The sequence below is a fragment of the Neobacillus sp. 204 genome (assembly GCF_046562815.1).
In the GTDB taxonomy this organism is placed as follows: Bacteria; Bacillota; Bacilli; order Bacillales; family Cytobacillaceae; genus Neobacillus.
Genome location: NZ_JBJORY010000006.1, coordinates 318699 through 331418 on the forward strand (window position 1 = coordinate 318699; position 12720 = coordinate 331418).

Sequence of the window (12720 nt, forward strand, 5' to 3'; positions counted from 1 at the left end):
AAAAGGGGTATGTCCCCCTCTTTATTCAACCATTATATCCGTTTTGCAATAATTGCAACCCAATCTTCCATCAAAATGGTTTCGGATATTTCAAAGCCAACTGCAATTAAAGCATCTTTGACTTGATCTTTTTTCTGCTTGATAATTCCAGAGGCAATGAATGCCCCGCCAGGTTTGACAACACTTGCAGCAGCATCAGTAAAGCGCAAAATAACTTCTGCCAAAATATTAGCTACAACGACATCAGCAGAATTTTCCTCCACACCATCTAGCAGGTTATTTTGGGCTGTTACCGCTCGATCACTTACTTTATTGAGCTTAATGTTCACTCTTGCGGTTGTTACAGCTACCTCATCAAGGTCATAGGCCCGGACATCTTCCGCACCTAGCATGGCTGCTGCAATACTTAATACCCCAGAGCCTGTTCCAACATCGATAACCCGGTCACCAGGACGAACGGTTCTTTCAAGTGCTTGAATACACAAGACAGTTGTCGGGTGCGTCCCAGTACCGAACGCCATCCCTGGATCTAATTCGATTATTAATTCATCACTGCTGACCGGAGTATAAATCTCCCAAGTCGGTACAATTGTAAATTTCTCGGAAATTTTCACAGGATGATAGTATTTTTTCCATGCAGTAGCCCATTCTTCTTCATTTACTTCACTTATTGTCACTTTATTTCGACCGATATCGATATTATGAATAATCAAATTATTGATTGATTCTTTAATAGCATCCACCGTTTCACCTAGAAAGCTATTAACCGGAAGATATGCCTTTAAGATGACGCCTTCTTCAGGATAATCATCAGGATTGAGTTGATAGATTTCTCCAAATTGATCTTCTCGTTCTTTCGTCAATTCAAATGGATCTTCAATGACTACACCACTCGCCCCAGCTTCATGCAAAATATGAGAAATAGGTTCAATCGCCTCATTTGTTGTGTGAATACTGATTTCAGACCATTTCACATCTACCAACTCCAATCCTTACTCGCTTTTAAAGGCTCTTTTTACTTTAGAGAAAAAACTTTCTTCGTGTTCACCAATGGGAGATGAGCCACTAAGCTCTGCAAATTCTTTTAAAAGCTGTTTTTGTTTTTCTGTTAACTTTGTTGGGGTAATAATCCGAACAATGATATATTGATCGCCTACACCGTATCCACGAACATTAGGAACACCTTTTCCTTTTAGACGGAATTTTTTCCCTGTCTGCGTCCCAGCAGGAATTTTCAACTTTACTTTCCCGTGTAAAGTAGGTACTTCAATCTCATCACCCAATGACGCTTGAACGAAAGTGATCGGCATTTCACAATAAATATCATCGCCATCTCTTTCAAAAAACTCATGTTGTCTTACATTGAATACAACATAAAGATCTCCTGGAGGTCCACCGTTAATTCCAGCTTCCCCTTGACCGGACATGCGGAGTTGTTGACCATCATCGATGCCCGCAGGAATTTTAACATGAATTTTCTTGCGCTTTTGTACTTTTCCTTTACCACCGCAAGTGGAACATTTATGTTTAATTTCTTTCCCGGTCCCATTACAGTGATTACAGGTACGACGATTAACAATTCTTCCAAAAGGAGTGTTTTGCTCCACATTTAATTGACCTGTTCCATTACAGTGCTGGCATGTTTCTGGTTTAGTGCCAGGTTTTGCCCCAGAACCACTGCATGTATCGCATGTTTCTTCCCGTGGAATTTCAATATCTGTTTCTTTCCCAAAGGCTGCTTCTTCAAAAGATACAGTCATCGTGTACTGAAGGTCAGCTCCTTGTCTTGGTGCGTTTGGATCACGCCTTCTTGAGCCTCCACCGCCGCCAAAGAAAGTATTAAAGATATCTTCAAACCCTCCAAAGCCACCGCCGAAATCTCCTCCGCCAAAGCCTTGGTTAGGATCCGTATGACCAAATTGGTCATAATGAGCTTTTTTCTGATCATCACTTAATACTTCGTATGCTTCTGTTATTTCCTTAAATTTATCAGCCGCATCTGCTGCCTTATTAATATCTGGGTGATATTGTTTAGATAGCTTTCGATAGGCTTTTTTTATTTCATCCTTTGAAGCACTTTTACTTATCCCTAGCACTTCATAGTAATCCCGTTTACTCATGATTACCCACTCCCGAATCTGTCACATAAAGGTTATTGTATCATTCATATTGATGTTAATGCAATAAAAAAAGCCAAAGCCCATAGTTCTGACTTTGACTTTTTCGGTGACTTTTAAATCTAAATATGTCTAGCTTCAGCGCCTAGTGGCTCGGGTCATAAGCCAATCCGTCAAGAAGGTTAAAAAGCAACCTTCTCGCCGGCTCGTCTTATGCCTGTCGCCCCTGGGCAAGGCGCTTACGCTTTTCTATTTTACTTATCTTCTTTTACTTCTTCAAATTCTGCATCAACTACATCATCTTTAGGACCAGCTGTATTTCCAGCTTCAGGGCCTCCCTGTTGTGCTTGCCCGGCAGCTGCTGCTTGTTCATAGAGTTTAACTGTTAAAGCCTGAACAATTTCTTGTAATGCATCCTTTTTCGCACGGATTTCATTAAGGTCATTTTTCTCAATCGCCGCTTTTAACGCATCTTTTGCTTCATTTGCATTGGCAACTTCACCTGCATCAACCTTACCTTCAAGGTCTTTTAAGGTTTTTTCAGTTGTAAAGACAAGTTGATCTGCTTCGTTACGAAGTTCCACTTCTTCTTTACGAAGTTTATCTGCCTCAGCGTTTTCTTCAGCTTCTCTTACCATGTTTTGGATTTCTTCATCTGAAAGTCCAGTTGAAGACTTAATTGTGATTTGTTGTTCTTTATTTGTACCAAGGTCTTTTGCACGGACATTTACGATACCATTCTTATCAATGTCAAAATTTACTTCAATTTGCGGAATTCCACGTGGCGCAGGTGGAATATCAGATAATTGGAATCGTCCTAAAGTCTTGTTATTAGCTGCCATTGGACGTTCCCCTTGAAGGACATGAATATCAACAGCAGTCTGATTATCAGCAGCAGTTGAGAACACTTGCGATTTAGACGTAGGGATCGTTGTATTACGGTCAATTAACTTCGTAAATACCCCGCCCATTGTTTCAATACCAAGAGAAAGTGGAGTTACGTCAAGTAACACAACGTCCTTAACATCACCAGTAATAACACCACCTTGAATGGCAGCACCCATTGCTACCACTTCATCTGGGTTAACACCACGATGCGGCTCTTGTCCTGTTGCTTTTTTAATAGCTTCTTGAACTGCTGGAATACGAGTTGAACCACCAACTAGGATAACTTTATCAATTTCTGAAGGTGTTAAACCAGCATCGCTTAATGCTTGGCGAGTTGGACCCATCGTACGTTCTACAAGATGAGCAGATAATTCGTCAAACTTTGCTCTAGTCATGGTTACTTCTAAGTGAAGTGGACCAGCAGCCCCTGCAGTAATAAATGGTAATGAAATTTGAGTGGAAGTGACACCAGATAGGTCTTTTTTCGCCTTTTCCGCCGCATCCTTTAAGCGTTGTAATGCCATTTTGTCTTGGGAAAGATCAATCCCATTTTCTTTTTTGAATTGGTCTACAAGGTAATCAATAACGACTTGGTCAAAGTCATCCCCGCCAAGGCGATTATCACCAGCTGTTGATTTAACTTGGAACACACCGTCGCCTAATTCAAGGATTGAAACGTCGAATGTACCACCACCAAGATCATAAACAAGAATTGTTTGATCTTCATCTGTCTTGTCTAATCCATAGGCAAGTGCAGCCGCAGTTGGCTCATTGATAATACGTTCCACTTCAAGACCGGCAATTTTCCCAGCATCCTTGGTTGCTTGGCGTTCAGCATCATTAAAGTATGCTGGTACAGTAATAACTGCCTTCGTAACAGGTTCACCAAGATAATCTTCTGCATAAGATTTTAAATATTGAAGAATAATCGCAGATAATTCTTGTGGTGTATATTCTTTCCCCTCAATCTCAACTTTGTAATTTGTGCCCATATGGCGTTTAATGGACATAATTGTATTAGGATTAGTAATTGCTTGACGTTTAGCAACTTCACCAACTTGGCGTTCTCCGTTTTTAAATGCAATCACTGAGGGAGCTGTTCGATTGCCTTCTGGATTTGGAATAACTTTTGGTTCGCCGCCTTCAAGGACAGCAACACATGAGTTGGTTGTACCAAGGTCAATACCGATAATTTTACTCATTTCCTTTTCCTCCTAAAAAAATATGTAGTCTTATTGATTTACTTTCACCATTGCAGGTCGGATAACGCGGTCTTTTAATAAATAACCTTTTTGAAATTCATCAGTTACAATGTTTGAGCCATAGTTCTCATCTTCACCCTGCATTACAGCTTGATGCTGATGCGGATCAAACACTTTACCTACCGCTTCAATCGGTTCAACACCTTCATTTTTCAAGGCATCTAGCAAACCGCGGTAAACCATATCCATTCCTTGTAGAAGTGTCTTGGTTTGTTCATTATCTGCTTCCACTTTCATTGCTCTTTCAAAGTTGTCAATTGCAGGTAATAAATCGGTAATAAGTTTTTGTGCTCTATATTTTTGGCCCGCTTCTAGATCTAATCTAGTACGCCTCCGGAAATTATCAAAATCTGCTTGTAGTCTTAGATATCGATTATCTGCTTCCTCTAACTTTGCCTTCAGCGATTGGATTTCTTGGTCCTTTTCATCAACAGGAAGGTCCTCTGCTTGTTCTGTTGCTACACCTTCTTCAAAAACAGGTTCAACCGTTTTTTCATCGGTAAGTTCAACATTATCAGTACTTTCAAGATCCATTTCTTCATTTAACGTGTTATTATTCTCATTCGTCAACTTACTCACCTCCCTTAAAGCATTTACTTCCATATATAGGATAATTCATCATCATAGAAAAGGGAGTGAAATAACAGGCATTTCACCCTTACTCAATATTACCCGTGTTATTTATTTTGATACAGCTTAGTCAATACAGCAGTTAAATCCTTACTTAAAAACTGTAATAAGCTAATCACGCGGGAATATTCCATCCTTGTAGGACCTAAGATGGCAATCGTCCCTAAATTTTCAATCCCTGCCGAGAACGTAGCTGTGATTAAACTGCAATTATCCATGACACTATTATTATTTTCGGTGCCAATTTTAACGTGAATTCCTGCCGAATCATTTCTAATTAAATTATATATCCACTCTTCTTGGTCAATCATCATTAAAAGACTGCGGAGTTTTGTTACATCATGAAACTCCGGCTGGCTTAACATATTTGTCTTTCCTGCAAAGAAAAGTTTTTCACTAATTGGCATTTTTAATGAATCTGCAAGTGTATTCAACATTAAATCATAATTATGGATATGCTGCCTTAAAAGCATCGCTACTTCTTTATAAATCTTATCATTTAGATCTTCGAGAGGAACACCTGCCAAACGATCATTTAAAATATTTACTGTTTTCTCCAAATCACTGGCATCAACTGATCCTGGTAAAGAAAAGGTTCTGTTTTCTACATGACCCGTATTTGTAACAAAAATTGCCACAGCAGTTTCTTTATTCAACGGGATAATTTGGATTCTTTTCAACTTATTAACGCTAACAGCTGGACCGAGAACAATCGATGTATAGTTCGTTAGGTCCGATAATATTTTTGCAGATCTTTGGATAATTTTTTCAAATTCAAAAATTTTCTCAGCAAAAACCGACTGTATGATAGAAATATCATGTTGATTTAAAACCTGTGGTGACAATAAATGATCAACATAATAGCGATAACCCTTTTCCGATGGCACACGCCCTGAAGATGTATGTGTCTTTTCAATATACCCCAACTCTTCAAGGTCGGACATTTCATTACGAATGGTTGCCGAACTAAAGGAAATTTCCTCCTTTTTCGACAAACTTCTTGAGCCGACTGGTTGGGCAGATCGAATAAAGTCATCAACAATAACCTGAAGAATTAACAATTGACGATCTGTTAGCAACATTCATCACCTCTGTTAGCACTCCCAGTTAACGAGTGCTAATTATATTAATAAATTATCAAATGAAGGGGGATGGTGTCAATCAAAAAGACTAATTTGGACATTAATTAACTATCTTAAAAATGCCTGGAAAACCTCATTTCCTAGCAGTCTCCCCTTTTTCGTTAAAAATATATGATTTTTTCCCACTTCTAACCACTGTTTTGCATGTAATTCAACAATCTCTTTTTCGAATAACTGAAGGGGATCTTCAGCAAACTTTTCAATAAAATGAGGAATGGAAACACCAGCAGTTTTACGTAACCCTAAAAACATTTCTTCTTCCATTTGTTCTACTTTTGTGGTCTGATGCTCTTCCATTACCGGTAAAACCTCGTTATTTACTTGATCCATGTATCTTTTTAAAGGACCAATATTTGAACGTCTAATCCCCTCTAAATAGCTATGGGCTCCAGCTCCAAACCCATAATAGGGTTCATTATTCCAATAGGTTAGATTATGCCTGCTCTCAAAGCCCGATTTAGAAAAGTTACTAATTTCATACTGATGAAACCCATGCTTTTCCATTTCCTTCATTAATAACTCATACATGACAGCTTCCACATCTTCACCAGGAGTTGGCAACTTTCCTTTTTTCAGTAAGTTATAAAAGACTGTTTTTGGTTCAATTATTAAGGAATATGCTGAGTAGTGTGTAATATCCAGTGAAAAAGCCTCTTTTAACGTTTCTTTAAAATCTGTAAGGGTTTGTGAAGGTAAACTAAAGATAAGATCAATGCTGATATTATTAAATCCTAAAGATTTTGCGTTATCAATGGTTTGATAAACATCTCTTGCTTTGTGAACACGGCCGATCTTTTGCAGTAATTCCTCATTGAATGTTTGAACTCCAAGGCTAATCCGGTTTACCCCGGCCTCTTTTAATATTTCTAATTTCCCCATTGTTAAGTCACCCGGATTCGCTTCAAAGGTAAACTCTACAGACTCATCCATGGGCAAATTTCTGTTAATACTCTCACAAAATTGATATAACTGCTTTTCATTTAAGGATGTCGGCGTCCCGCCACCGACAAATATTGTCTCAAGAGCATTTGTCGGAAATTGGTTTACGGTCATCTTCATTTCTAGCTCAAGTGCCTTTAAATAGTCATCTACCGGCTGTCCCTTTAGGAATACTTTATTAAAATCACAATAATGGCAAATATGCTCACAGAAAGGGATATGGAGATAGGCAGATTTAATCATTTCTTTCACTTCCTCTATCGATGTAACAAAAAGAGGCTAGAATTCGCCCGAAAAATGGCTTGTCCTAACCTCCCGCTAGTTTATTTTTTTGTGTTGCTATCGTCCATTTTTAAGACAGCCATAAATGCTTCTTGTGGTACTTCAACGGATCCAACTTGTTTCATCCGCTTCTTACCTTCTTTTTGCTTTTCTAATAATTTACGTTTACGGGAAATATCTCCACCGTAACATTTTGCTAAAACGTTTTTACGCATGGCTTTAATTGTGGAACGAGCAATAATTTTTTGACCAACAGCTGCCTGTATAGGAACTTCAAACTGCTGCCTTGGAATCAGTTCTTTCAACTTTTCAACGATAATTTTGCCCCGCTCATACGCAAAATCTTTATGGACAATAAAGCTTAATGCATCCACTTTTTCAGCATTTAATAATATATCCATTTTAACCAGACTGGAAGGTTTATAACCAATCAGTTCGTAATCAAAGGATGCATATCCTCTTGTACTTGATTTCAATTGATCAAAGAAATCATAGACTATTTCCGCTAGCGGCATTTCGTAAATAATACTTACCCTATTTTCAGCAAGATATTCCATTGTAACGAAAATTCCACGTTTGTGTTGGCAAAGTTCCATAATGGTCCCAACATAATCATTCGGAGCCATCATCGTTGCTTTTACATATGGCTCTTCGACGCGATCTATTTTTTGTGGATCTGGCAAATCAGATGGATTATCAACCTTAATTTCTGACCCATCAGTCATATGGACGTGATAGATAACGCTTGGCGCAGTCGTAATTAAGTCAATTTTGAATTCGCGCTCAATCCGTTCTTGAATGATTTCCATATGAAGCAATCCTAAGAATCCACAACGGAAACCGAAGCCAAGTGCTTGGGATGTTTCTGGTTCGAATTGAAGTGAGGAATCATTTAACTGAAGCTTTTCAAGTGCTTCACGCAGATCATTAAACTTAGCTGTATCAATCGGATATAATCCACAATAAACCATTGGATTGAGCTTTCGGTAACCAGGAAGTGGTTCTGTTGCTCCATTTTTTGCATTGGTAATCGTATCACCGACACGAGTGTCACCAACATTTTTAATTGATGCAGATAAAAAGCCAACATCTCCAACGTTTAATTCATCAAGTAAGGTCGCTTTCGGTGTAAATACGCCAACCTCATTTACTTCAAATTCTTTCCCAGTAGCCATCATTCTTACTTTGTCGCCAACCTTAACGGTTCCTTCGACAACACGGATGTAGGCTACCACACCACGATAGGCATCATAGAGGGAATCGAAAATCAAGGCCTTTAATGGTGCTTCTGGGTCTCCCTTTGGTGCAGGGACTTTTTGAACCACTTGCTCCAGGATTTCTTCAATCCCGATCCCAGCCTTTGCTGATGCTAATACTGCTTCTGAAGCGTCCAAACCGATGACATCCTCGATTTCCCCACGAACGCGCTCTGGGTCTGCACTAGGTAGGTCGATTTTATTAATAACTGGTAATATTTCAAGGTCGTTATCAAGGGCAAGGTAAACGTTTGCTAGTGTCTGTGCTTCAATTCCTTGTGCAGCGTCAACGACTAAAACAGCCCCTTCACATGCTGCAAGGCTCCTTGATACCTCGTAGGTAAAATCGACATGTCCTGGTGTATCAATTAAATGGAATATATATTCTTCTCCATCTTTTGCTTTGTATTTTAACTGAACGGCATTTAACTTTATTGTAATACCGCGCTCCCTTTCAAGGTCCATTGAATCTAAAAGCTGGTCTTTCATTTCCCGAGAGGTTAACGCATTGGTCTTTTCCAAAATTCGGTCAGCCAATGTTGATTTCCCATGATCAATATGGGCAATAATCGAGAAATTTCTTATTTTTGATTGTCGTTTGAGTCTTTCATTATTGTTCACGGTATTTCACTCCTACTATACTCGCACATATACACTATTTTGAATTATATCAAGAGGATTAACAAGATTCAATGAAAATCGAAAAGTGGATGCGCCTTGACACTGTATCTAGACATCGATAATTTCAACTAACCAAAATAGCGGCACCCAATTGGTGCCACTATCATGATATTAATCAGCAATAAAATGAACTAACTTTTCAGAAGCCCCTGAAATACCTTCAGACATCTTCTTCCCCATCGAGGAGAAAAAATTATATGCACTTATTTCTTCAAGTTTCTTCTGCTTTGCCTCAAGATCATGACTTGAGATATCGTTCCCCAAAAAAGTCGCTTGTAAGTTATTGTTTGTTTCACTTAAACTAACTGCATTTTGAAAGTTTGGATCATCATAACCTTTCATTTTATGAATTCCGTCATTGGCTAATTGCATTCCTACTAAAACAGAAATTAACATCAAAGCAGCTAGGCATAAGCTTTTTAGCATGAACATTTTCATAAAAAATGCTCCCTTACATCTATTGTTTTTTTGTGGATTGGTCTTCATCCTGATTAACTTTTTCAGCCTGCCAGTAAAATTCACTAAATACATCCGCGAGGGCATCTGCTGAACGATTTAATTCTTCAAACGTATTATCAACACCGCCAAATTCAATCAAGATTCCATTATTTGAGAGGTTTTGATTATAAACAGCATTCCCACTATACTTTACGAAAACACCTCTGCTTAAACCTTTATACTTTTTTTCTAAACTTTTATGCAGTGCGGTGGCTAATTTCTCATTCTTCTCATGATTCGGGTTCTTACCTCCGATGATAAAGGCAAGCTTTGCATATGATTTACCTTTAATGGTCACGGTCGATTTATCTTTGCGGCTAGCATCCCGATGAATATCGATAAAGTATTGTAAATCACGATCAGATGCCATTGCCGTTTGAACAACTGAGCGAGACTCCTGGTAAGAGGCCGTATATTCTAAACCTTTTTTGTTTAGTTTTGCCTGAACATCCGTTTTATCTAAATAGGTTCCAATCCCTCTATCCTCCAAACTTGTCTTTAGGTGATCGCCAATTTTTGTTACGTTGATTTGGGAATGATAAGCTAAATCTGGATTAGTAACACCCTTTAAATAGGGCAAATAGGATTCCCGATTATGTGTAAAGTATAGATATACAACCTTACGAGAGCCTGTTGTCTGACCAGGTGCAGGAGGTGGATCTTCATCTGCCGGCTTTTCTAAGCCCTCTAAATTCTGTAAGGATGCCTCCCGCTCCGCTTTCATTATTTCAATTGGCGGGGCAGATTCAATTGGCATATTTGTATAGTTAGTACCCTCACCTGCCACAAGAATTTTTCCATCAAATTCATAAAAACCTGGAAGTTCTCTACCTAGGAGACTGCGTGGATCATTTAAATTAATATTACTCGATAACTTAAATACCAAGTTGGTTAATGTAGGAGTTGAGGTCCAATCTTGATCAACTGATAAGAAATGATGATTTTCCCATCCCATTAATTGATACAACAATTCTCCATTTACGTTTGTCGCTGCCTGATTTACTGAGGATGACATCGGCCGATATTGTGGCTTTAACGAGGTTAATAATCCACTAATAGAGAAAATCAATAGCATAAATAGTAACAATAAACCTGCGGCTTTAAGTAGACTTGTCCCTTGCACCATAACAAAAGTTCCTGAATTTCTAGCTTTCATGGTTCCACCTCGCAAAACGGATTCTAGTAAATGATATGAAGATACTAGAATCGATAGAACCCGAAGTTTAACTTTAGAGGCATCATTTGAAAAAAAGTAGTTTTCAAAGATGCCTCTAATCCTACCTATTATTTTGTATAGAAACCAGTATTACCTTGGTCAACAGCCCCATGAAGCGAAGCATTTAAACCGTTCGCAATTAAATTAGCCATATCTTCAATAAAAACATCTACTTCCTTGGGAGTAACCATTAAATTATGTCCAATTGGAGAGAGAACTTCATAAATTAGTTTCCGTTTCTCATCCTCCTCCAATGTGCCGATCATTCCAAGAAAGGTCTTCCGTTGATTTTCTTCCGGCAAATCCTCTTCGGTCAGTTTACGACGCTCACCAAAGCTCATTCCTGCCGGAGCAAGCGCTCTTGAAGGACGATTGCCCTCCCTAAGCTCTTTTCCAAAATGCTTAAGAATAAAATCGATTGTATCACTAGTAATGGATACCGCATCTACCACAGTCGGAACCCCAATCGCAATCACCGGTATTCCTAAAGTTTCTTTACTCAATTCCTTCCGTTTATTACCTACCCCGGAACCAGGATGTATACCTGTATCGGAAATTTGGATGGTTGAATTAACCCTTTCAATCGATCGTGAGGCAAGTGCGTCAATAGCAATGACAAAATCCGGTTTAGTTTTTTCAACAACCCCAAAAATAATATCGCTTGTTTCGATTCCTGTTAATCCCATCACGCCAGGTGAAAGTGCACTAACAGATCGAAAGCCTTCATCCACATTTTCCGGTTGAAGCTGAAAAAGATGTCGCGTAACCAGTAAGTTTTCACATACCATTGGTCCAAGTGCATCTGGGGTCACATTCCAATTACCTAGACCAACCACTAAGCATGAATCCGTTTTTTTTATTCCGGCTCCCTCCAAAAAGTAGGAAAACTCGCGAGCAAAAATCTCCTCCACCTTTTTTTGGACCTCGGTATCTTGCTGACGAATACCTTGTACTTCGACAGTTAGATATCGACCTGCTTTTTTCCCAAGCTGTTGTTCCCCTTGTTTGGTCACTTCCACTAAAGAAATTTTTATGTCATCAACATCTTTTTCTTTAATAATGACGCCTTCAATTTGCGATAGATCTTTCTCTTGTCCGACAGAACCTTTCTGCTTCGTCAGGACCATTTCCCTTGCTTCTATCGCCAAATCTGTTCGTACAGAGTACTTACTTAAGTCAATTGACTCACCCATCATTATTCACTCCTATCAAAAGTCTTCCTAAAATCTAGCAACTATTTCCTATTTTTGCCCTTTCCGTCATAAATCATGCAAATGATATAAAGGAGGTATGAGCAGTGCTTAACTAAACTAATTCATTATGGTAAATAAATATTTAACTACACTTGGATATGTTTATTAGTTTTTGCGATGCTCTGCCCCTTTTCATAAATCAAGTATTGCAATATAGGCTTCCATTTGATAAAATATTTCATGTTCTGAATTATTTTTTAGGAATGTTAAGTCGAGTTCATATAGTGTCTCGATTCTTTGTAGGAGGTGAAAGTAATGCCTAATATTAAATCTGCAATTAAACGTGTAAAAACAAGCGAAGCTCGTAATGCTCAAAATACAACTGTTAAATCTGCAACTCGTACTGCTGTTAAGAAAGCAGAAGCTGCGATTACACTTAACGATGCTACAGCTGCAAAGGAAGCATTAGTAACTGCTGCTAGTAAATTAGACAAGGCTGCTGCAAAAGGTCTTATCCACAAAAATGCTGCTGCTCGTAAAAAATCTCGTCTAATGAAAAAGACAAACGCTCTTTAATTTGAGTAAAAAAAAACGATTCCTTTATTAAAGGAATCGT

At 38.6% G+C, this 12720-nt stretch carries 11 protein-coding genes; 1 reads left to right on the plus strand and 10 read right to left on the minus strand.

Going from position 1 to position 12720, the window contains the following annotated elements; translation table 11 throughout:
• Positions 1 to 32: 32 nt before the first annotated feature.
• The 10 genes from prmA to gpr all read right to left on the minus strand — a co-directional run bounded on the left by prmA (position 33) and on the right by gpr (position 12104).
• On the minus strand, positions 33 to 974 hold the full coding sequence (gene prmA, locus ACJ004_RS14940; RefSeq protein WP_410893938.1) for a 50S ribosomal protein L11 methyltransferase: 942 nt from the start codon (positions 972 to 974) through the stop codon (positions 33 to 35).
• An 18-nt stretch (positions 975 to 992) separates the two neighbouring features.
• Positions 993 to 2120 carry a molecular chaperone DnaJ gene (gene dnaJ, locus ACJ004_RS14945; protein ID WP_410893858.1) on the minus strand — a complete coding sequence of 376 codons (1128 nt, stop codon included), beginning with the start codon at positions 2118 to 2120 and terminating at the stop codon, positions 993 to 995.
• Between the two features lie 251 nt (positions 2121 to 2371).
• Complete coding sequence (dnaK, locus tag ACJ004_RS14950; RefSeq protein ID WP_410893860.1) at positions 2372 to 4207, minus strand: molecular chaperone DnaK; 1836 nt, start codon at positions 4205 to 4207, stop codon at positions 2372 to 2374.
• A 30-nt stretch (positions 4208 to 4237) separates the two neighbouring features.
• A complete protein-coding gene (grpE, locus tag ACJ004_RS14955; protein ID WP_410893861.1) occupies positions 4238 to 4837 on the minus strand; it encodes a nucleotide exchange factor GrpE in 600 nt (199 codons plus the stop codon).
• A 107-nt stretch (positions 4838 to 4944) separates the two neighbouring features.
• Positions 4945 to 5976 (minus strand): heat-inducible transcriptional repressor HrcA, encoded by a 1032-nt coding sequence (hrcA, locus tag ACJ004_RS14960; protein WP_410893862.1) that lies wholly within the window; start codon positions 5974 to 5976, stop codon positions 4945 to 4947.
• A gap of 111 nt (positions 5977 to 6087) precedes the next feature.
• Positions 6088 to 7221 carry a radical SAM family heme chaperone HemW gene (hemW, locus tag ACJ004_RS14965; RefSeq protein ID WP_410893863.1) on the minus strand — a complete coding sequence of 378 codons (1134 nt, stop codon included), beginning with the start codon at positions 7219 to 7221 and terminating at the stop codon, positions 6088 to 6090.
• Positions 7222 to 7301: 80 nt separating this feature from the next.
• Positions 7302 to 9137: a translation elongation factor 4 gene (gene lepA / locus ACJ004_RS14970; RefSeq protein ID WP_410893864.1), complete on the minus strand. Its 1836-nt coding sequence runs from the start codon at positions 9135 to 9137 to the stop codon at positions 7302 to 7304.
• Between the two features lie 171 nt (positions 9138 to 9308).
• Entirely contained in the window at positions 9309 to 9635 is a 327-nt protein-coding gene (locus ACJ004_RS14975) for a YqxA family protein (RefSeq protein ID WP_410893865.1), read from the minus strand.
• Between the two features lie 19 nt (positions 9636 to 9654).
• Entirely contained in the window at positions 9655 to 10851 is a 1197-nt protein-coding gene (gene spoIIP, locus ACJ004_RS14980; protein WP_410893866.1) for a stage II sporulation protein P, read from the minus strand.
• A gap of 128 nt (positions 10852 to 10979) precedes the next feature.
• Positions 10980 to 12104: a GPR endopeptidase gene (gpr, locus tag ACJ004_RS14985; protein WP_410893867.1), complete on the minus strand. Its 1125-nt coding sequence runs from the start codon at positions 12102 to 12104 to the stop codon at positions 10980 to 10982.
• A 315-nt stretch (positions 12105 to 12419) separates the two neighbouring features.
• Between gpr and rpsT the strand changes: the two genes are divergently transcribed.
• The gene (rpsT, locus tag ACJ004_RS14990) at positions 12420 to 12680 is read left to right on the plus strand and encodes a 30S ribosomal protein S20 (protein WP_066257719.1); all 261 of its coding nucleotides are present in this window, start codon (positions 12420 to 12422) and stop codon (positions 12678 to 12680) included.
• Positions 12681 to 12720: the final 40 nt, after the last annotated feature.